15 protein-coding genes and 1 pseudogene are annotated in these 20,148 nt (G+C 76.3%); 11 read left to right on the top strand and 5 right to left on the bottom strand.

The window, feature by feature from the left end; genetic code table 11:
* The first annotated feature begins 44 nt into the window (after positions 1-44).
* Positions 45-890 carry a siderophore-interacting protein gene (locus tag ACYVPE_RS25345; protein ID WP_461036018.1) on the top strand — a complete coding sequence of 282 codons (846 nt, stop codon included), beginning with the start codon at positions 45-47 and terminating at the stop codon, positions 888-890.
* Positions 891-920: 30 nt separating this feature from the next.
* Here ACYVPE_RS25345 and ACYVPE_RS25340 read toward each other — a convergent pair whose 3' ends face one another.
* Both ACYVPE_RS25340 and ACYVPE_RS25335 read right to left on the bottom strand, forming a co-directional pair.
* Entirely contained in the window at positions 921-1,784 is an 864-nt protein-coding gene (locus ACYVPE_RS25340; RefSeq protein ID WP_461036017.1) for an amidohydrolase family protein, read from the bottom strand.
* Between the two features lie 2 nt (positions 1,785-1,786).
* Complete coding sequence (locus ACYVPE_RS25335; protein WP_461036016.1) at positions 1,787-2,839, bottom strand: sugar kinase; 1,053 nt, start codon at positions 2,837-2,839, stop codon at positions 1,787-1,789.
* Positions 2,840-3,130: 291 nt separating this feature from the next.
* On the opposite strand from ACYVPE_RS25335, the gene ACYVPE_RS25330 reads away from it, so the two are divergent.
* Entirely contained in the window at positions 3,131-4,990 is a 1,860-nt protein-coding gene (locus ACYVPE_RS25330; RefSeq protein WP_461036015.1) for a serine/threonine-protein kinase, read from the top strand.
* A 23-nt stretch (positions 4,991-5,013) separates the two neighbouring features.
* A complete protein-coding gene (locus tag ACYVPE_RS25325) occupies positions 5,014-5,511 on the top strand; it encodes a hypothetical protein (RefSeq protein WP_461036014.1) in 498 nt (165 codons plus the stop codon).
* A 49-nt stretch (positions 5,512-5,560) separates the two neighbouring features.
* Here ACYVPE_RS25325 and ACYVPE_RS25320 read toward each other — a convergent pair whose 3' ends face one another.
* Positions 5,561-6,661 (bottom strand): aminoglycoside phosphotransferase family protein, encoded by a 1,101-nt coding sequence (locus tag ACYVPE_RS25320; protein WP_461036013.1) that lies wholly within the window; start codon positions 6,659-6,661, stop codon positions 5,561-5,563.
* A gap of 237 nt (positions 6,662-6,898) precedes the next feature.
* Between ACYVPE_RS25320 and ACYVPE_RS25315 the strand changes: the two genes are divergently transcribed.
* Positions 6,899-8,377 (top strand): DNA-binding protein NsdB, encoded by a 1,479-nt coding sequence (locus ACYVPE_RS25315; protein ID WP_461036012.1) that lies wholly within the window; start codon positions 6,899-6,901, stop codon positions 8,375-8,377.
* A 48-nt stretch (positions 8,378-8,425) separates the two neighbouring features.
* On the opposite strand, the gene ACYVPE_RS25310 is transcribed toward ACYVPE_RS25315, so the two are convergent.
* Complete coding sequence (locus ACYVPE_RS25310) at positions 8,426-9,949, bottom strand: SpoIIE family protein phosphatase (protein WP_461036011.1); 1,524 nt, start codon at positions 9,947-9,949, stop codon at positions 8,426-8,428.
* Between the two features lie 234 nt (positions 9,950-10,183).
* Here ACYVPE_RS25310 and ACYVPE_RS25305 point away from each other — a divergent pair, with 234 nt between their 5' ends.
* The 4 genes from ACYVPE_RS25305 to ACYVPE_RS25290 all read left to right on the top strand — a co-directional run bounded on the left by ACYVPE_RS25305 (position 10,184) and on the right by ACYVPE_RS25290 (position 15,092).
* Entirely contained in the window at positions 10,184-11,620 is a 1,437-nt protein-coding gene (locus tag ACYVPE_RS25305; RefSeq protein WP_461036010.1) for a HEAT repeat domain-containing protein, read from the top strand.
* Between the two features lie 102 nt (positions 11,621-11,722).
* Positions 11,723-12,874, top strand: coding sequence for a glycosyltransferase family 4 protein (locus ACYVPE_RS25300; protein ID WP_461036036.1), 1,152 nt, complete (start codon positions 11,723-11,725; stop codon positions 12,872-12,874).
* A complete protein-coding gene (locus ACYVPE_RS25295) occupies positions 12,871-14,043 on the top strand; it encodes a glycosyltransferase (RefSeq protein ID WP_461036009.1) in 1,173 nt (390 codons plus the stop codon). Before ACYVPE_RS25300 ends, ACYVPE_RS25295 begins: the two co-directional genes overlap by 4 nt.
* Positions 14,040-15,092, top strand: coding sequence for an SGNH/GDSL hydrolase family protein (locus tag ACYVPE_RS25290; protein WP_461036008.1), 1,053 nt, complete (start codon positions 14,040-14,042; stop codon positions 15,090-15,092). Before ACYVPE_RS25295 ends, ACYVPE_RS25290 begins: the two co-directional genes overlap by 4 nt.
* 40 nt (positions 15,093-15,132) lie before the next feature.
* Here ACYVPE_RS25290 and ACYVPE_RS25285 read toward each other — a convergent pair whose 3' ends face one another.
* Positions 15,133-15,585, bottom strand: a complete 453-nt coding sequence (locus tag ACYVPE_RS25285; protein WP_461036007.1) for a cyclic nucleotide-binding domain-containing protein — start codon at positions 15,583-15,585, stop codon at positions 15,133-15,135.
* A gap of 108 nt (positions 15,586-15,693) precedes the next feature.
* Between ACYVPE_RS25285 and ACYVPE_RS25280 the strand changes: the two genes are divergently transcribed.
* The 3 genes and pseudogenes from ACYVPE_RS25280 to ACYVPE_RS25270 form a co-directional block, all read left to right on the top strand.
* Positions 15,694-17,346, top strand: a complete 1,653-nt coding sequence (locus tag ACYVPE_RS25280; RefSeq protein WP_461036006.1) for a hypothetical protein — start codon at positions 15,694-15,696, stop codon at positions 17,344-17,346.
* Positions 17,347-18,187: 841 nt separating this feature from the next.
* Complete coding sequence (locus ACYVPE_RS25275; protein ID WP_461036005.1) at positions 18,188-19,051, top strand: hypothetical protein; 864 nt, start codon at positions 18,188-18,190, stop codon at positions 19,049-19,051.
* Positions 19,052-19,137: 86 nt separating this feature from the next.
* A pseudogene (locus ACYVPE_RS25270) lies at positions 19,138-20,148 on the top strand (hypothetical protein); the annotation flags it as partial.

The raw sequence follows: 20,148 nt of genomic DNA, 5'->3' as shown, positions 1-20,148 counted from the left end.
CTCCGAGTTAGGTGACCCTAACCTCTAGAGAGCGAGGAGTGCACGTGACCGAACGGCAGACCCCCAGGACCCCCACGACCCACCGCGCGTTGGTGTTGCGCCGGGAGCGCCTCACCCCCCACATGATCAGGGTGGTGTTCGGCGGCGACGGCCTGCGCGAGTTCGCCACGGGCTCGCACACCGACAGCTATGTGAAGCTGCTCTTCCCGGCGCCCGGCGTGGCCTACCCGCAGCCGTTCGACCTGGGCGCCATCCGCCGCGACCTGCCACGCGAGCAGTGGCCGAGGACGCGGACGTACACCGTGCGGCGCTGGGACCCGGCCGCCCTCGAGCTGACCGTCGACTTCGTCACCCACGGCGACGAGGGCCTGGCCGGCCCCTGGGCCACCGCGGCCCGACCGGGCGACGAACTGCACTTCGCGGGGCCAGGCGGCGCCTACGCCCCCGACCCGACGGCCGACTGGCACCTGCTGATCGGCGACGAGAGCGCCATGCCGGCCATCGCCACCGCCCTCGCCGCGCTGCCGGCCGGCGCCGTGGCCCGGGTCTTCCTCGAGGTCGGCGGCCCGGAGGAGGAGCAGAAGCTGGAGTCGCCGGGATCCGTCGAGATCACCTGGCTCGACCGAGTGCCGGGCGACCCTGGCGCCGCCCTGGTGCCGGCCGTCACCGGCGCCGCGTTCCCGCCCGGCCGGGTGCACGCCTTCCTGCACGGCGAGGCCCACTTCGTCCGGGAACTCCGCCGCCACCTGCGGCACGACCGCGGCCTCACCCGCGAGCAGCTGTCGGTCTCCGGCTACTGGCGGCGCGGCAAGGACGAGGACGGCTGGCAGGCCAGCAAGCCCGACTGGAACCGCCGCATCGAGGAGGAGCAGGAGGGGACCAAGCCCTGAGCGCCTCCTGAGCTTGTCCTCGGCCCGGGCCTAGCCGGCCGGCGGTGCCGGCAGGCGGTAGGCGCGGGCCGCCACGCCGCCGAAGACGTCGGCCCGCTCGGCCGGGCCGAGCCCCGCCGTCAGCTCCTCGGTCGCGCCCACCACCTCGGCGTAGGACGCGGCCAGCAGGCACACCGGCCAGTCCGAGCCGAACATCAGCCGCCCGGTGCCGAACGCGGTCAGCGCCGTCTCCGCGTAGGGCCGCAGCGCGGCCACCGTCCAGGTGGCGTGGTCCGCCTCGGTGACAAGACCGGACAGCTTGGCGTACACGTTGGGCTCCACGGCCAGCTCCCCGATCAGCCGCGCCCACGGCTGCCGGGACCCGGCGGCGATCGGCGGCTTCGCCAGGTGGTCGAGGACGAAGGTGAGCCCCGGCAGCGCCCGCACCGTGTCGAGCGCCGCCGGCAGCTGGTGGGGCAGCACCAACAGGTCGTAGGCGAGGCCGGCGGCCGCCACGGCGGCCAGGCCGCGCCGCACGTCGGGACGGCACAGCCAGCGCGCGTCCGGCTCGCCCTGCACCAGGTGCCGCACCCCCACGAGCAGCTCGCCGCCAGGACCCTCGCGCAGCGCGGCCAGCCGCTCGGCCACCGCGTCGCCGAGCGTCAGGTCGACCCAGCCCACCACCCCGGCCACCAGCTCGTCGTCGGCGGCCAGCGCCAGGAACTCCGCCGTCTCCGCCACCTCGGGCAGCACCTGCACCAGCACGGTGCGGGTCACCCCGGCGGCCGCGGCGGGCGCCGCCAGGTCCGCGAGCCCGAAGGAGCGGCGGATCGCCGAGGTCTCGGGGCCGGCGAGCCAGTCGTGTGGCCGCCGCGCGAGGTCCCAGACGTGGTGGTGCGCGTCGATCCTGCCCATCCTCAACTCTCCCGTGACGTCGCGGTGATGACCGGTCGGGGCCCGGGGACGCCGGCGCGCCACGCCTCGGGCGAAGCGCCGAGCCTGGCGTCGATCTCGGCCGGCCCGGGCAACTCGGCCTGGTCGGCCACCGAGCCGAGCACCGCGCCGGCCACCAGGTGGCCGAGCCGCAGCCGCGGCCCGTGGCCGAGGCCGCGCAGCAGCCCGCTCAGCCAGCCCGCCGCGAACGCGTCCCCCGCGCCGACAGGTTCCACCACCTCGACCCTCGGCGCCGGCTCCCTGACCACCAGGTCCCCGTCGAAGCAGACCGCCTCGTCGGCCCCGTCCTTGACGACCAGGCAGGCCGGGCCGCCGATCAGCCCCCGCACCTCCTCGGCCGTCGCGACGCCCCACAGCCCGGCCGCCTCGTCGAGGCCCACGAAGACCACGTCCGACGCCCGGGCAAGTGCGAGCAGTTCGGCCGCCGGGTCCCGACCCGCCTCCGGATCCCACAGCGGCGCCCGGTGGTTGACGTCGAAGCTCACCAGCGCGCCGGGCACCGGCCGGTCCCGCACCAGGTGCTCGACCAGCTCGCGGCAGCCGGCCGAGAGGGCCGGGGTGATCCCGCTCAGATGCAGGATCCGGGGCCGCGCGGCGGCCAGTTCGCCCGCCAGCCCGACGTCCATCGCGGAGGCCGCCGAACCCCGGCGGTAGTAGTGCACGGTGGTGCCGGTCGGGCCCGGGGCCTTGAAGTAGACGCCGGTCGGCCGCCGCGCGTCGCGCGCCACCAGCGCGGTGTCGACACCGGCCGCCGCCACCTCCCCGAGCACCAGGTCGCCCAGCGGGTCGGCGCCCAACCGCCCGCACCACGCCGCCCGGTGGCCGAGCGCCGCGAGCAGCATCGCCACGTTGGACTCGGCGCCGCCGGCCCGCAGCAGCTGGGGCGAGGACCGGTCGAGCCGGCCGCCGCGGTCCGGCGTCACCTGCGCCATCGTCTCGCCGAGGCACAGCGCCTCGGGTCCCCCCGGTCCCTCGGACGGTGCGGCCGGCACTGGCGGCGTGGACGGTGCGTTCATGGTGCGGATGCTACTGCCGCGCCCGGCGCCCGCGCCCCGTGGTCCGGCGCGGGCCGCAGGTCACGGGCGCGCCCTCGCCGTTACCCGAAGGAGCGAAACCCGAAGGAGCGAATTCGCCGGGCGGCGGGTCGGCCGGCACGGCGGTGCCGGGGCCCTGGCCGGTTTGTTCCCCGGGTGGCCCGATACCGCACTTTGCCGCCCATTGGCATAGGAACGTCCGGACCAGGTAGCCATACTGGAGGAAAGAGTGGGGGCGCTACACAGCCGGCGACAACGGGGGCGAGGCGGGCGATGGCGGAACGCGCGTTGATCCACGGCCGCTACCAGCTGCTCGAGCTGATCGGGCGGGGCGGTATGGGGGAGGTCTGGCGGGCCAGGGACGAGGCGCTCGACCGGCGGGTGGCGGTCAAGTGCCTCAAGCCACTGGGCGGTCGACAGGACGAGGAGCCGTTCCTGCGCGTGCTGCGGGAGCGCTTCAGGCGCGAGGCGCGGGTGGCCGCCTCGCTGCAACACAGGGGCGTCACCGTGGTGCACGACTTCGGCGAGTCCGACGGCGTCCTCTACCTGGTGATGGAGCTGCTCGAGGGCCGGAACCTCAGCGAGCTGCTCACCGAGCGCGGCGGCCCGCTCTCGGTGGCGGAGATCGTCGACGTCGCCGACCAGGTCGCCGCGGCCCTGGCCTACACCCACGGCCAGGGCATCATCCACCGCGACCTGAAGCCGGCCAACGTCATGTGGCTCACCGACGGCACCGTGAAGATCTGCGACTTCGGCATCGCCAGGATCGCCCAGGACATCGGCCTCACCTCCAAGCTCACCAGCGCCGGCATGGCCATGGGCACCCCGCACTACATGTCCCCCGAGCAGATCGCCGGCGTCGGCGTCGACCACCGCAGCGACCTCTACTCGCTCGGCTGCGTGCTGTACGAGATCGCCACCGGGGTGCCGCCGTTCGACCTCGGCGACCCCTGGGCCATCCTGATCGGCCACCGCGACACCCCGCCCACCCCGCCGAGCGCCGCGCGACCAGAACTGCCGGCGGAGCTCGACCGGTTCATCCTCCGACTGCTCGCCAAGGACCCGGCCGACCGGCCGGAGGACGCGGCCGTCATCGCCCGCCGGCTGCTCGCCGACGTCCGCACCGCGGAGGGCGCGGAGCTGGTGCCCGCCCCGGCCCGCAGGACCGCGGAGCGGCTGCCGGCGTGGACCCGCGGCATGGGCCCCGGATCCCGGGCCAGCGGCTCCTGGTCGCTGCGGCTGCCGCGGCCCGACCGCTCCGCCGGCCTCACCGGCCAGTGGACGGGGCTCGCCCCCACCGCCCTGCTCAGGCAGAGCGGCGAGCGGCGCGCCCCGGCACCCGAGGCCCCGGCACCCGAGGCCCCGGCACCCGAATACCTGGCGGTGCTGGCCAGCCGGCACCGGGCCGGGCTCAGCCTGGGCCGGCTCGGCCGCTGGGAGGACGCGCACGAGGTGCACCGGGCGGTCGCCGCGGAGCGCGCCAGGGCGCTCGGCGAGGAGCACCCCGACACGCTCGCCAGCGGCTACGAGACGGCGTACGCGCTGTTCCGGCTCGGCCGGTACGACGAGGCGTTCGCCGGCCACGCCGGCGTCGCGGCCGCCCGCGCCCGGGTGTTGGGGCCCGAGCACCCCGACACCCTCGACGCCAGGTTCGAGGTCGGCGTGCTCCTCGGGCGGCTCGGCCGGTCGGGCGAGGCGGTGGCGCACTTCCACGAGCTGGCCCAGGCCAGGGCGCGCACCCAGGGCGCCGCCCACCCGGAGACGCTGCGGGCCCGGCACGCCCTGGGCATCAGCTTCGGCCGCCTCGACCGGTGGGAGGAGGCCCTGTCCGAGGCCCGCGTCGTCCGCGACCTGCGCGCCGACACCCTGGGCCCCGACCACCCCGACACCCTGGTCAGCGGCCGGGAGATCGCGGTCGCACTCGGCTGGCTCGGCCGGTGGGACGAGGCGCTGGCCGAACACCGCGGGGTGCGCCGCGCGCGGGAGCGGGCGCTCGGCCCCGGCCACCCCGACGCGCTCGCCAGCCGCAACGACGAGGCGCACTGCCTCGAACAGCTGGGCAGGGCCGGCGAGGCCGTCGAGCTCTACCGACAGGTGGCCACCCCGCCGGAAAGCGGGGCGACCGGGGGGTGAGGCAGCCCACGTACCATGGCCGCATGTCCTTCCTCCGCCGCCGCAGCGCCGCCTCGCCCGCAGGGCCCGACTTCGACGTGCTCGCCATGGACCCGGGCGACTGGCCGGGCGTGCTGGGCGCCGGTCTGCTGCCCGCGCCCGACGGCAGCTGCCAGGGCGTCGTGCTGCGCTACGACCTGTTCGGCGGCCGCGGCCCGGCGATGGTGATCGGCAACCTGCCGGAGGGCTCGCCGGCCAGGGACATCGAGGAGGACGAAGTTCCCTTCGAGGTGCACCAGTTGCTGGCCGCGCTGGAGATCGACGACGAGGTCACGGCCACCGGCAGCGAGGACGTTCCGGTGATGCACGACGGCAACCTGCTGATCGTGCGGCGCATCACCTGCACCGAAGGCCGGGTCTCCTGCGTCCAGTTCGACCGCGACGACGGCGTGCTCGTCACGATCGCCAGCTGGGAGCGCCCCATCACCGACGACCTCTACGCCCTGCTGAAGCCGCTCCCCGCCGAGATGTTCCAGCGCTGACCACGGCTGACCACGGCTGACCGGCGCCGGCCCCGCCGCCGGCGCTCGGCTAGCGCGTTCCCACGGCGGCGCGGATCGCGCGGCGGGCCAGCGCCCAGTCGTCGTGCAGGCGGCGCAGCAACAGCCGTTGCTCCTCGCCGAAGGAGAGACCGCCGCCGGCCGGGGTGGTCATCGGCCGCCGGATGGCACGCTGCACCGCCTCCTCGCAGAGCCGGATCTCCCGGGTGAGCACCAGCATCAGGTTGACGAGGAAGGCGTCCCGGCCGCGGGGGCCCGCGGCCTGCGCGGTCTGGCTGATCTGACGCCGCATCAGCGGCGCGTCGGCCAGCACCGACCAGAGCGTGGCCAGGTCGTAGCCGGGCAGGTACCAGCCGGCCGCCTCCCAGCTCACCAGCACCGGGCCGTTGGGCGAGAGCAGGATGTGGGACAGCTGCGCCGCGCCGTGGCAGAACTGCCGGGGCAGCTCCTGCCGGCCGCGGCCGCACAGGCCGTGCAGCAGCGCCTGCATGTCGCCCACGTCCCGGTCGGTGAGCAGCCCGAGCGAGTGGTAGCGGGCGAGCCAGGCCGGGTAGCTCACCGCGTCGGGGAACACGCCCTCCGGCGGCCGCCAGGTGTTGAGCCGTCGGATCGCGCCGACCACCCCGCGCAGCTCGCCGGCGGACGGGGCGGACGTCGGGTGCCGCCGGGTGGCGCCGACCCGACCGGGGACGAACTCGACCACCAGGGTGCCGCTGTGCGGGTCGTCGGCGATCAGCCGGGGGGCCCGCACCGGGGGCCGGTGGTGCACGAAGGTGCGGTAGGCCGTTATCTCCGACCTGGTCCGGTCGGCACCAGGACCGGTCGGGTCGAGGAGGTGCTTGGCGACGGCGGCGCGGCGGCCTGCCATGCCGATCAGCACGACCGAGGGGCCCGCGTCCCTGACGACCTGCACCGGGGTGAACTCGGGGCAGATCTCCTGGGTGGCGGACAGGGTGGCGCGCAGCCGCTCGCCGCCCGAGAGCGAGAAGTCGATCCGCCCGGCGCCCGGCGCGGGCCCGGGGCGGCGCTGCCGGCGGGCGCGGCCCTCCGCGCCGCTCACCGGGGCGCCGCCGAGCTGGCCGACGAGCCGCGGCCGGGCCCGGGAGACCACGGGGGTTGGTGCTGGATACATAGGCGGGCACGGTCCCTTCGTGTGCCGGAAGGTTCACGGCGCACCCGGGCCGGTGGGGCCGCCCAGCATCCTGGGGAAATGCCGGGCGGTCACCGGACCGGGGTCGCGCGGTGTCTACATCACTCCCTCGCGCGGGTGGCACACCATGTGGCGTGCCCTGGCGAAACCCTGGCGAATTGTCGTGTGGCCGTTGCGCGGCGGTTACTGTCAACTCAGCCGAGATCCTGGGGGCTTGACGTGAGCAGCAGAACCAACACTCGTCTCGCGGACCTGTTCCGGCTGACCGGGTGGTCCAAGGGTGAACTCGCCAGGCTGGTCAACCGCCAGGCGGCCGCCCAGGGCTATCCGCAGTTGGCCACGGACACCTCGCGGGTCCGTCGCTGGATCGACACGGGGGAGACCCCGAGAGATCCGGTGCCCGAGGTGCTGGCGACGTTGTTCACCGAGCGGCTCGGTCGTGTCGTGACCATCGAGGACCTCGGGTTCCGCCGGCCGGGGGAAGCGGGGACACGGCCGTCCATCCATGGACTGCCGTGGGCACCCCAGCGGACGGCCGCGGTCCTCACCGAATTCACGGGAATGGACCTCATGCTCAACCGACGCGGCATGGTGGGTGCGGGCGCCGCGCTCGCCGCAGGATCAGCCCTCAGCGACGCCATGTACGACTGGTTGCGGACCCCTCCGGCCCGCGACGTCATGACCCCTTACGACTCACTGACCACCGCCGATCCCGCCGGGCTCGACCGCTACGAGGCGGCGCCCGTCGGCGCGGAGGAGATCGAGGCCCTGGAGCGCTCGGTGGACATCTTCCGCGCCTGGGACGCCTCCCGGGGCGGCGGCCTCCAGCGCAAGGCCGTGGTCGGCCAGCTCAACGAGGTCGGCGGCATGCTGGCCTTCCGGCATCCGGAACACCTGCAGCGGCGGCTGTGGGGGGTGGCGGCCAACCTCGCGGTGCTGGCCGGCTGGATGTCGCACGACGTGGGCCTGGAGCCCACCGCGCAGAAGTACTTCGTGATCGCCGCGCACGCGGCCAGGGAGGGCGGCGACCAGCCGCGCGCCGGGGAGGCGCTGTCCAGGGCGGCCCGGCAGATGGTCCACCTCGGCCGGCCGGACGACGCCCTGGACCTGATGCAGTTGGCCAACTCGGGCATGGGCGAGGAGGCGCTGCCCCGCACCCGGGCGATGCTCCGCACCATCGAGGCGTGGGCCGAGGCGTCGATGGGCCACGGGCAGACCATGCGGCGGCTCCTCGGCCAGGCCGAGGAGATGTTCGTCTCCGACCGGGGGGACGTGCCGCCGCCGAGCTGGATGCAGATGTTCGACGAGGCCGACCTCTACGGCATGCAGGCGCTGGCCTACCGCACCCTCGCCGAGCACGACCCGGCCGCCGCCCGGCCGGCCACCAGGTTCGCCGTCCAGGCGCTGGCGCTGCGCGAGGACGAACGGGGCAGGTCGCGGATCTTCGACCAGCTCTCGATGGCCTCGGCCTGCTTCATCGCCGACGACCCCGAGCAGGCCGACCGCTACGCCAGGTTGGCGCTGGCGAGCATCGGCGAGAACTCGTCGCACCGCACCTGGGACCGGCTGCGCGAGATGTACCGGCTCACCGGCTACTACGCGGGCTACGCCAGGATCGAGAGCCTGCGCGAGGAGATCGAACAGGTGCTGCCCCCGCAGCCGTCGGGATCCTCGCGGTCCGGGGGGCGGCCGGCCTGATCGGCGGCCGAGGCGGGGCCGCCGCCGGCCCCGCCTCGCCGGCGTTCGTCAGCTCCGCACCCTGGCCACCAGCAGGCAGGCGTCGTCCTCCCTGCCCACCTCGCCGCAGACCGCGGTGATCACCCGCAGGCACTCCGTCGCGCTGCGCGCCGAGCTCAGCCGGGGGGCGAGGTCGATCAGCCGGTGATCGCCGGCGTGGCCCGCCGGCAGCTGTCGTGGGATGGCCGAAAACAGCCCGTCGGTGTGGAGCACCAGCACGTCGCCGGGCGCCAACCGGTCCGTCCGCTGCGCGAAGCGGGCGTCGCCGTCCGCGCCGAGCAGCGGCCCGGCGGGGCGCGGCAGGGCCCAGCCGGTGCCGTCCCGGCAGAGCAGCGGGGCCGGATGGCCGGCCTGCGCCCAGGTGAGCGCGCCGAGGTCCGGCTCGTAGTGGCAGCACAGCACGCTGGCCAGGGCCGGGTGCATGGCGCGGTCGAGCAGCTGGTTGAGGTGGCCGAGCAGCGCCCCGGGCGGCGCGCCGGTCAGCGCGATGCCGCGGATCGCGCCGAGCACCGTGGCGGTGCCGGCGGTGGCGGCCGGGCCGTGGCCCGAGAGGTCGCCGACGGTCAGCAGGCGGCCGCCGTCCGGCAGCGTCAGCGAGTCGAACCACCGGCCGCTCATCGGCGCCCCGCTGCCGGCGGGCAGGAAGCGGGCGGCGAGTTCCAGCGACCCGGGCGGGCCGTCCGGCCCGCCGGGCTCGGGGGAGCCGAGCCACGGCGCGAGCACCGAGTCCTCGAGCGCCACCGAGACGCCGCGGCCGGCCAGCGCCTCGCCGACCGGGGCCGACGGCTCGTCCACGATCCCGCGCGGTCCGCCGGCCGGCTCGGGTCCCGCGGCCACGCCCTGGCCACCCGCGCCACGCCCAGCCGCGCCCGGCGGCAGGGCGTCCGCCGCCGCGGCGTCGGGCCCCTGGCCGGGCCCGGGGGCCGGCTGGTCCTCGCGCAGGTCGCGGATCATGGCGCACATCGCGACGGTGCCGCCGTTGTCGTCGAGCACCGGCTCGCCGGCCATCCGCACCAGCCGGCGCGAGCCGTCCGGCCGGGTGATGCGGAACTCGCAGTCCATCGGCCGCCCGTCCACCAGGCAGTCCGTGACGGCCGCCGTCAGCGAGGGCTGGTCCTCGGGCGGCAGCCAGGAGGGCAACTGGTCAAGGGTGAGCGGCCCCTCGGCCAACGGGCGGCCGAAGATCGCGTACATCTCCTCCGACCACACCACCCCGTCGGTCAGCAGGTTCCACTTCGCGTTGCCCACCCGGCCCGCAGGCGGCTCGGCACCGGCCCGCGCCCCGCCCTCGTCCTGGCCGCCGTCGGCCCGCAGCTCGGCGAGCCGCTCCCCCACGTCGTCGAGGCCGTCGAGGGCCAGCTCCCAGGCCGACCGCCGGGGCTCGGGGGTGCCGTGTGACGCCTCACCGCGGCGCAGTGTCTCGATGTCGTCGCGCAGCCGGCGCGCGCGGGCGATCAGCTCGTCGAGCCCGTCGGGCGAGGTCCCCTCGGGGAGGTCGTTCGTGGGGGGTTCCGGGTGCTGCGAGGAGAGCATGGCGGGTCCCTGATACGGCGCGGACAGGACCTGACGTCCCGGGTCGGTCGGCGGGGCCGCCTTCCCGGCGGACGACTCCAGACTGTTCCACAGCCTTCCCCGCTCCGTAAGAGATTCAGCCGCCCGGGGACGCCCGTTCACCTCCGTTGGGTGTAGAACGGGCTCGCACCGGCAAGGAGCCGTCCCAACGGAAATGCCTTGCCACGGGATCGACCGCACCGGATGCTGACTCATATGTTCGCCAGTCCTACTGAAACAGACATAGCGCCCAGCGGGACCCTTCTCGGGCTCCTCCAGCGGGGGCGCGGCGACGGGTGGCTGCACGCCCTCGCGGCTCCGCGGGCGGAGGCCGTCGCCGCGCTCGAGCGCTGCGTGCTGCACGACCCACGCCGGGACTGGCAGCTGGAGCACCGCTCCCTCTACTACGCGCGGCTCTACGGGGAGCTGGGCGTCGGGCTCGGCGCCGTCGCCGCACACCTGTTCCACCCGGACGACGCGGTGCGCCCCGAGGAGGAGCGCACCGGGCTCGCCCTCTCGGTGCTCGGCCACCTCACCTCCTACGGCGACCGCGAGGCCCTCGCGCTGCTCCGCCGCTACGCCGTGACCGGCGCCAACTGGCGCTGGGCGCTCGACGAGCTGGCCGTCCGCGACGACGACGCCGGTCTTCGCGCCCTGGGGCCCGAGATCCTGCTCCGCTTCCCGCACACCGAGGAGGGCGAGGCCGCCCTCACCGCCGCCGTCCGCGACTCCTTCGAGCCACGCCCCTGGCACGTCTGGGCCGGCGATCCGGACCGCCCCGAGCAGCGCGCCCGCCTGGCGCGCGCCCTGGAACACGGCGACTTCGACCGCTGGCAGCGGCAGCTGCGGCCGCCCGGGCCGCAACCGGGCTGGAGCGTCACCGCCATCCTCGACTGGGCCCGCGAGGGGTACGAGCAGTCGCCGCGGCAGTGGCGGGAGGCCGCCGCCGCCCGCTGCCTGGCCGCCGTGGCCGGCCCCGCCGACCGCGCCACGCTGCTGGCCGCCGCCGAGGCGGGCCAGCCGGCGGTGCGCGCGGCCGCGCTGCGGCACCTCGCCGAGCGCGAGGAGCCGGTGGTCTTCCCGCTGATCGAGGCCGCGGCCTGCGCGCCGGACGAGGACGTGGCGCGGGCCGCCGTCACCGCGTTCTCCCGGATGGGCGGCGAGTCCGCGCTCCGGCAGGCCAGGCGCTGGGCCGATCGCGACGACGAGCTCGGCTCGTGCGCCGCCGCCATGCTGGCCAGGCGCGGCGGCAGCCGGGACGCCCCGCGGGTGCTGACGGCGCTGCTGCGCGCGGTGCGGAGCCGCGGGATGGAGGCCAGGGAGCTGCGGCCCCTGGTGGAGGGCGCGGGCCGGCTCGCCGTCGGCGGGGCCGTCCCCGTGCTCCGCCACATCTACCGCGAGACCGCCTCCTCCCAGCTGCGCGGCGACGTCGCGCGGGCCCTGGCCGGCACCGACCCCTCCTTCACCACCGGCTTCGCCGTCGAGTGCCTGTGGGACTGCGAGGAGGCCACCCGCGAGGTCGCCGCCCGCTGCGCGACCACCGTCGACAAGCGGGTGGTGGAGCGGCTGCGCCGGCTGGCCACCGATCCCGCGGAGCAGGCCGACGTGCAGCTCGCCGTCCGCGGCCGGCTCGGCGATCGGGCCACCGGATGACCCCCGAGCCCTAAGGCTCATGGGACGTTTTCCGAACGGACATACGGATGTGGGCGGAACCACGCCCCCGTCGGAGACAACGCTCGTATGCGCACCTCCCCGATGCGAGTCCTGATCGTCTCCGAGTCCTATCCCCCCGATGTCAACGGCGTGGCCCACACCGCTCTGCAGGTCGCCCGACACCTCGCCGAGCGCGGCCACCACCCGTTGGTCGTCGCTCCCGCCCCCGCCCCCGGCACCCTCCCCCAGCTAACGCAGGGAGGTGCCCCCAACGACCACGACGGCCCCGCCCCCGTCGTGCACGTCCCCTCCCTGCCGCTGCCCGGCTATCCCCAGGTCCGGGTCGCCCTGCCGAGCCGCCGGCTCGCCGCCGCCGTCGCCAGCCACCGGCCCGACGTCGTGCACCTCGCCAGCCCCTTCGTGCTCGGCGCCCGCGGCATGGCCGTCGCGGCGCGCGCCGGGGTGCCGGCCGTCGCCGTCTACCAGACCGACCTCGCCGGGTACGCGCGTACCTACCTGGGCGCCGGCGAGCTCGCCGCCTGGCGCCGGATCCGCGCGGTGCACTCCGCCGCGGACCTGACCCTGGCCCCGTCGAGCGACTCCATCCGGGCCCTGGAGGCCCACGGGGTGCCGCGGGTGCGGCTGTGGCAGCGCGGCGTGGACACCGGACGGTTCAGGCCCGAGCTGCGCGACGAGGCGCTCCGCCGCGAGCTGGCCCCGAACGGCGAGCTGCTGCTCGGCTACGTCGGGCGGCTGGCCCCCGAGAAGCGGGTCGACCTGCTCGCCCAGGCGTCCGCGCTGCCCGGCGTCAAGCTCGTCGTGACGGGCGACGGGCCGAGCGGCACCGCGCTGCGCGCCGCCCTGCCCCGGGCCCGCTTCCTCGGCCGCCGCACCGGCGACGACCTGGCCACGGTCTACGCCTCGCTCGACGTCTTCGCCCACACCGGCCCCTTCGAGACGTTCTGCCAGACCGTCCAGGAGGCCCAGGCCAGCGGGGTGCCCGTGGTGGCCCCGGCCGCCGGCGGCCCCCTCGACCTGGTCGACCACGGCAGGAACGGGCTGCTCGTGCCGCCCGGTGACGGCGCCGCGCTGCGCGAGGCGGTGCGGACGCTCCGCGACGACCTGGCGCTCCGCGCCCGCCTCGCCGAGACCGGCCTCGCCGACGTCGCGGGACGCACCTGGGAGGCCATCGGCGACCAGCTCGTCGAGCACTACACCCACGTCCGGCAGGCCCGGGAGGTGGCGGTCAGGTGACCGGACTGCGCATCGTCCGGCTGGCCAACTTCGTCGCCCCCAGCTCCGGTGGCCTGCGCACCGCGCTGCGCGAGCTGGGCGCCGGCTACCTGGCCGCCGGACACGAACCGGTGCTGGTCATCCCCGGCGAGAAGGTGAGCGACACCCGCACCACCCAGGGACGCGTCATCACCCTGCCGGGGCACCGGCTGCCGGGCACCGGCGGCTACCGGGTGCTGACCGACCGGCGGCGCCTCGCCCGGCTGTTGGAGACCCTCGCCCCCGACCGGCTCGAGGTCTCCGACCGCACCACCCTGCGCTGGACGGGGGAGTGGGCCAGGCACCACCGAGTGCCGGCCGTGATGGTCTCCCACGAGAGCGTGGACGGCGTCATGGACACCTGGGGCCTGCCCGCCGGCTGGTGCCGGCGCGCCGCCGACGGGCTCAACCGGCGGACCGCGCACGCCTTCACCCGGGTGGTCTGCACCACCGAGTGGGCGGCGCGTGAGTTCCACCGGGTCGGCGCGCGCAACGTGGTCCGCGCCCCGCTGGGCGTCGACCTGCGCCGCTGCCACCCCGGCCTCCACGACCCCGCGCTGCACGCCGAACTCCGCGGCGAGGACGAGGTGCTGCTCGCCATGTGCTCCCGCCTCTCCCCGGAGAAGCGCCCGGGCCTCGCCCTCGACGCCCTCGCCGAGCTGCGCCGGCGCGGCGTCCCCGCCAGGCTGGTCATCGCCGGCGACGGGCCGCTGCTCGGCCGGCTGCGCGAGCGGGCCACCGCGGCCGGGCTGCCCGTCGTCTTCTCGGGACACGTCGGCGACCCCGCCGACCTCGCGGTCCTCCAGGCCACCGCCGACATCGTGCTCGCACCCGGGCCTGCCGAGACCTTCGGCCTGGCCGCCATGGAGGCACTGGCCTGCGGCACCCCCGTGGTCGCCAACAGCCGCTCGGCCGTGCCCGCGCTGCTCGGCGTCGCCGGCACCACCGCGGCCGACGGCGCGAGCTTCGCGGACGGGGTGCAGCGGCTGCTCGCCCGCCCCGCCGAGAGCCGGCGCGCCGTCGCGCGCGCCCGCGCCGAGGAGTTCCCGTGGTCGGCCGCCGTCGGCGCGTTCCTGGCCGCCCTCGAGGCGCCCGCGGTCGTCAGGCCGGCGCCCGAGCAGGTCCCGGTGGCCGAGGGCGGCCGGCGGTGAGCGGCCCCCTGCGGTTCGTCACGCTCGGCGACTCCCTCACCGAGGGGCTCGGCGACCCGGTGCCCGGCGGCTGGCGCGGCTGGGCGCCGCTGCTGGCCGCCGGCCTCACCGCGCCCGAGCGCGGCCAGCCCGCGCGGCTGACCAACCTGGCCCGCAGCGGCGCCCGCACCGCGGACGCCGCGGGCGAGCAGCTCACCGCCGCCCGCCGCGTCCGCCCCCACGTGGCCGGGGTGATCATCGGCGGCAATGACACGCTCCGCTCCGCCTTCGACATCGCCGCGAGCGCCCGCGACCTGGACACGGTCATCGGCACCCTGAGCCGGGAGGGCACCCTGGTGCTCACCGCCTGCCTGCCCGACCCCGGCGGGATGCTCCACCTGCCGACCGCGCTGACCCGCCCGCTCGCCCGCCGGATGACCGCGCTCAACGACGTCGTACACCAACTGTCGCGCCGGCACGGCGCCGTGCACGTCCACCTGGCCGGCCACCCGGTGGCCGCGACGCGCGCCGCGTGGAGCGTGGACCGGCTGCACCCGAGCGAGCTCGGGCACCGGCTGCTGGCCCGCGAGTTCCACGCGGCGCTCGCGGACCGCGGCGTCGCCACCGGGACGGCGCCCGCGGCGACGGCCGACCGCCCGCCGCCCACCAGGGCCGCCTGCTTCCGCTGGCTGGCCACCCGCGGCACCAGATGGATGCTGGCCAGGGCCACCGACCTGCTGCCGGGACTCGTCGGGCTCGCCGTCCGCGAGACCGGACACCGGGTCGCCGGCACCGCGCACACCCTCGACGCGGCCTCCCATGCCGCCACCAGGGCGGCGCTCGCCGGCCTGGCCCAGCGTCCCGGCGCGGCCGTCGCGCCGCTCGACCGGCCGGACCCGGCCGACCGCCTCGACCCGCTCGACGGGCTGGCCCGCCTCGAACGCCTCGAACGCCTCGAACGGCTGGAGCGGCTGGAGCGGCTGGAGCGGCTGGAGCGCGTCGAAGGGCTCGACCGGCTCGGTCGGCGCACGCCGCCGCCGCTGCCCGCCGATCGCTCGTCCGCCGCCTGACCGTCGTGGCCCCGCCGGCAAGGCGCTTCGCGGCTACCGGCTACCGGTTGCCGGCGTGCGGGGCGAACAGGTCGAGCAGCCTGGTCCGCGCCGCCCGCACCCGGTAGGCCAGGATCTCGGCGATCACCCGCAGCAGCGCGTAGCCGAACGCCGGGTCCTCGTCGCAGAGCGCCTGCACCTCCGGGCCCTGGAACTCGTAGGCCCGCACCGGTGACAGCGCCTCGGCGCCGAAGTCCCATTCGTAGGGCGGGAACAGCCAGGACCAGCCCAGCAGATCCCCGGTGTCGAGCGAGGAGACGGCGGTCGGCTTCGGCCCGCCGAGACGCAGGTCGAGCGTCACCGTCCCGGACCTGATGATCCAGAACCGGTCGGCCCGCCCCCTCTCCTCGAAGATCCGTTCGCCCTGCGCGAAGGAAACCTCCTCCGCCAGGTCCATCAGGCGCTCCCGGTAGCCGGCCGGAAGGACCCGCAGCAGACGCCGTGGGGCGGCCATCGCCGGCCTCCTCCCATTGCTCCCATTGGGGGACATTCCCATTGGACCGCGCCCCGCGCGCCTCCGCATCCCGGAGCGCGCCGCGCCCGCCGCGACCGCGGCGATCGAATGGGCGATCGACACTCACTGTCAGTGGCACCGCCTAAGGTGTGCCACGTGACCGCACCCTCCTCAGCTCCGCCGGCCAACCAGGGCCCGGCCGCCTCCTCGCCGGCCGACCCGGCGCCCGGCGGCCCGCCACCAGGCGGCCGCCCGGCCCCCGGGCCGGCCGCCGACGAGGGTCTCGCCCGCCGGCTGCGCGCCCTCGCGTGCACCGCGCCGCTGCACGACCTGGACGCGCGCAAGGCCAACCTCGCCGGCGAGTACGGCACCTACGCGATGGCCGAGGTGGCGCTCGCCGCCATCGATCTGGTCACCCTCAGCATGGACTTCGACACCGGCGCCGACCACGAGCAGGTCGTCGCCCGGCTGTTGCCCCGGGTCGCCGCCCAGGCCCCGAGCCGCCAGGCCGCCGAGCACGAGCGGGTCGCCCGCTGGGTGTTGGACAACCTCATCAACGTCGGCAGTGTCGACCGCGGTTTCCGCGCGGTCTACGGCACCTTCGAGCCGGACGGCTCCTACGTCCGCAGGGACTACGACTTCAAGCTCGTCGAGGAGGTCCCGGGCCCCGGCGGTGGCGTCTACCTGCGCACCACAGACGAGGCGGTCAACGTGCTGGTCGGCGCCCTCGACACGGACGTCACCAGCGCCCAGATCGCCGCCGAGGTCAAGCTGGAGGTGCTGATCAACCGCGGCCGCCTCGCCGACGCCCAACTCGCCGCCGAGCAGGCCAGATACCGCACCGTCCAGTACGCGGAGACGCTGCGCCGCACCCTGGAGACCACCAGGCGCGACGTCCGCGCCGTCGACTGGCTGCACGCCGTGCCCGACCTGATCGACGAGGCCCTCGGCCACATCGCCGACCGCTATCGCCACGAGAACGCGATCCTCACCAACATCAGGCGCGCTCGCGACGAGGCCACCGACACCGGCCACAAGCTGCGCGCCGCCGAGCTGGTCGACATCGTCAAGGACTGCATCAGGCGGCACACCCAGCTCCAGTCCAGACTCCTGGAGGCCGGCCCGCTGTTCCGGGCCGAGCAGGACCGGCAGGCGTTCCGGCCCCCCGCGGCCAGGGCCGGCGCCGACCTCCACGGCCAACTGCTCGCCCCCCTGCTGCCCGAGCCGCTGGAGCGCGCGGTCCGCGTCACCGACGCCTTCTTCGCCCGCGGCACCGGGATCCGCCCACCGGGCGCGGTGCGCCTCGCCGACCTCACCGAGCTGCTGCTCACCCCGCCGGTGCCACGCGAGCACCTGGGCGCCGAGCTGCCGGAGCCCGACCTCGTCACCACCCCGGACGACAGCCGGTTCAGCGAGGAGCAGCTGGCCGCCGCCCTCGAACTGCTCCAACTCCCCGAGGACGCGCCCCGCCGGCTCTCCGGCCTGCTCGCGGAGGCCCGCCGCGCCGACCACGACCTGCCCTATCTGGTCGCGCTGCTCGCCGTGCACGCGGCCAGCCCACCGGTGGGCACCGCCTACCGGCAGGGCGAGACGAGCCTGCTGTTCGCCGTGGACGACGGCACCGAGCTGGACGACGAGGAGTTCGGCGGTGCCGACCTGATCGTCGGCACCGCTCGCCTCGCCTCCGGCGGCCCCACCCCCGACCGCCGCCCCGCCCGCACGTTGGTCACCGTCCCCGCCCCCACGGAGCCCCCCCGATGACGCGGCGCGCCGCCGCGCGGGCCTGGCGGCCCGACACCCGCCGGCCGGTATCGGCCGGGGTGACCGGCGGTCGGCTGGCGGTCGGGTCGGCGCGTGACGTGGCCGCCGGTTCCCGGCGGCGCCGTTTGTTTCCGATCCGGCGGTTCCCCGCCACCGTCCGGGCCTGGCGGCCCGGCGTCTGCGGGCCGGTATCAGCTCAGGCAACCGGCGGTCGGCCGGCGGTCGGGTCCGAGCGCGCCGGGCCAGCATCTCGGCTGTGCCAGGCGCTTCCCCTCCTGCGCTTCGGCCCGGTCCGCCCCGCACGTGTCGCCGACCGGCCCCCGGCCGAGCCGCGGCCGACCCGTCAGGTTCGGAACCGGCACTCCCGTCCCACCGGTTGGCGGCCGGTCCTCGCCCAGGACCCCGGCCGTCCACCCGCGAACGCGCTCGCGCCGGCCCGCCATCGCACCCTCGCCGGTCCGGCGACCGGCATCACGGCTCCGGGCCCCCGGCCGCGCCCGTGCGGGTCGGCCCGCGGGCGGCACCGGCACGGGGCCGTTGCACTGCCCTGGCCCGTCACGCGGCTCGGCCGTCGCCCTGCGGGGGTCGTCGCACCGTCCCGGCCGGCCACGCGGCTCGGCCGTCGCCCCGCAGGGGCCGTCGCACTGCCCCGGCCGGCCACTTGGCTCGGCTGCCGCCCCGCGAAGGCCGTCGCACTGCCCCGGCCCGCCACCCGGCCCGGCCGCCGCCCCGCAGGGGCCCCCGCACCGAACCGTCACCGTTCCACCCACCGCCGGCGCCGCCCGCCAGGGCGGCCCCCGCACCGGCCGCAACCGTCAAGCCGCGCAGCGAAGGACGCACGATGACCGACCCCACCGGCGAACAGCCCCCCGCCCCGCCGCGGAGCGGCCCGACGCCGGCCGACGCCGCCGACGCGGCCCGCCTGGTGTCGTTCGGCCTGCAGCCCAAGCTCTCCCCGGCCCGGGACGCCGAGTACGGCGGGCTGCTCAGGCGCTACCAGGAGGAGCCCCCCTTCGCCCGGCTCGCCGACGCCGTGGCCACCGGCCTCGGCCTGGTGGTGCTGGAGGTGTCCACCCGCGCCGGCATGGCCGTCGCCGCCGGCGAGGACTCCGTCTTCGCCGTCCGGATGGGCGAGTACGCGCGCCGCGCCACCGCCGACCCGGCCGACCGCTTCCTGCACGGCCTGGCCCATCTGGCCGTCGCCGCGCTCGCGTTCCCCCGCCCCGCCGACCTCGCCGACGACGGCTACCTCGGCCGGATCACGGTCAACGGCGTCGAGGCGTTCGTCCGCCAGGCCTGCCGCCGGCTCGAGGAGCGGGCCGCCGGCGAGGGCGAGAACACCGACCCGGTCAGCGACGCGCCGGGCCTGGAGGCCGCCTGGCGGGTCTACGCCCGCCGCAGCGCCACCGGCGCCACCAAGGACGCCAGGCGGCTCGCCGGCTCCACCACCGGCATCATCGGCAAGGCCGTCGGCTTCCTCGCCGACTCCGGCTTCCTCCAACGCACCGGAGACGACGGGGGCGGCACCTACCGCACCACCGCCCGCTACCAGCTCCAGGTTCGCGAGCTCGCCGCGACCGGCGCCATGGCCGAGCTGCTCGAGCTCGGCATCGTGCCGGTCAGCGACGGCAGCGCCTCGCTGCTGGCCGCCGAGACCGACGACGGCGCGCTGGTCGACGGAGCGGGACTGCCCTTCCACGGCTGACCGGAACACCCCGCGAGACCGCGCCCACGACCCCGACCCCGACCCCGACCCCGACCCCGACCCAGCGATTCACGAGAGCCCCCGCCATGTACGAGCTGTCCCGGATCCGCCTCTACTCCATCGGACCCGCCGGCGCCCGTTACGCCGACACCGTGCTCGACCTGCGCGGCGTCGGCGACCCGGTGCCGCAGCCGGCGCCCGCCCAGGCGGACTTCTTCGAGGACGAGCCCGTCGGCCCGCCGCGCCGCCCGGCGCCCGCCGGGGTGCTCTTCCTGGAGAACGGCGGCGGCAAGTCCGTGCTGCTCAAGCTCATCTTCTCGGTGATGCTCCCCGGCCACCGCAACACGCTGGGCGGGGCCAGCTCCGGCGTGCTGCGCAAGTTCCTGCTGGCCGACGACTGCGGTCACGTCGCGCTGGAGTGGCAGCACACCCTCACCGGCGAGACCGTCGTCGTCGGCAAGGTCAGCGAGTGGCGCGGCCGCCAGGTCTCCGGCGACCCCCGCAAGTTCGCCGAGGCCTGGTACTCGTTCCGGCCAGGGCCGGGGATGGGCCTCGACTCGCTGCCCGTCGCCGAGTCCAGCGCGCTGCGCCCCCGCGCCGACGGCACCTCGGGCGCCGCCGGCCGCCGCCGCACCATGAAGGGCTTCCGCGACGTCCTCACCGAGACCGGCAGGGCCTACCCCAATCTGGACGTCGCCTGGGAGGAGATCCACGAGCGCTGGGTCGAGCACCTCAACCGGCTCGGCCTCGACCCCGAACTCTTCCGCTACCAGCGCGAGATGAACGCCGACGAGGGCGAGGCCGCCGGCCTGTTCGCCGTCAAGAACGACTCCGACTTCACCGACCTGCTGCTGCGCGCCGTCACCGACACCCGCGACACGGACGGCCTCGCCGACCTGGTGCACGGCTTCGCCCACAAGCTGGGCCGCCGCGCCGAGTTGGGCGCCGAGCGCGAGTTCACGGCCGGCTCGCTCGACCTGCTCACCCGGATCGGCGAGGCCGCGGGCGAGCGCGACGGGGCCCGCACCGTCCACCTCGCCGCCGAGCACCGGGCCCGGGCGCTCGCCGGGCTGCTCGCCGGCGGCGGCGCGCCCGAA

The organism is Streptomyces mayteni, assembly GCF_054783955.1.
Note: the sequence above shows the minus strand (reverse complement) of the source record. Positions and strands in the feature narration are given on the sequence as shown.

What these genes read in the sequence shown, in the direction of transcription:
- ACYVPE_RS25340 (WP_461036017.1), bottom strand. Translation starts at nt 1,784, where the DNA reads ATGGGCAGGATCGACGCGCACCACCACGTCTGGGACCTCGCGCGGCGG.
- ACYVPE_RS25335 (WP_461036016.1), bottom strand. Translation starts at nt 2,839, where the DNA reads ATGAACGCACCGTCCACGCCGCCAGTGCCGGCCGCACCGTCCGAGGGA.
- ACYVPE_RS25330 (WP_461036015.1), top strand. Translation starts at nt 3,131, where the DNA reads ATGGCGGAACGCGCGTTGATCCACGGCCGCTACCAGCTGCTCGAGCTG.
- ACYVPE_RS25325 (WP_461036014.1), top strand. Translation starts at nt 5,014, where the DNA reads ATGTCCTTCCTCCGCCGCCGCAGCGCCGCCTCGCCCGCAGGGCCCGAC.
- ACYVPE_RS25320 (WP_461036013.1), bottom strand. Translation starts at nt 6,661, where the DNA reads ATGTATCCAGCACCAACCCCCGTGGTCTCCCGGGCCCGGCCGCGGCTC.
- ACYVPE_RS25310 (WP_461036011.1), bottom strand. Translation starts at nt 9,949, where the DNA reads ATGCTCTCCTCGCAGCACCCGGAACCCCCCACGAACGACCTCCCCGAG.
- ACYVPE_RS25305 (WP_461036010.1), top strand. Translation starts at nt 10,184, where the DNA reads ATGTTCGCCAGTCCTACTGAAACAGACATAGCGCCCAGCGGGACCCTT.
- ACYVPE_RS25300 (WP_461036036.1), top strand. Translation starts at nt 11,723, where the DNA reads ATGCGAGTCCTGATCGTCTCCGAGTCCTATCCCCCCGATGTCAACGGC.
- ACYVPE_RS25285 (WP_461036007.1), bottom strand. Translation starts at nt 15,585, where the DNA reads ATGGCCGCCCCACGGCGTCTGCTGCGGGTCCTTCCGGCCGGCTACCGG.
- ACYVPE_RS25280 (WP_461036006.1), top strand. Translation starts at nt 15,694, where the DNA reads ATGGGCGATCGACACTCACTGTCAGTGGCACCGCCTAAGGTGTGCCAC.
- ACYVPE_RS25275 (WP_461036005.1), top strand. Translation starts at nt 18,188, where the DNA reads ATGACCGACCCCACCGGCGAACAGCCCCCCGCCCCGCCGCGGAGCGGC.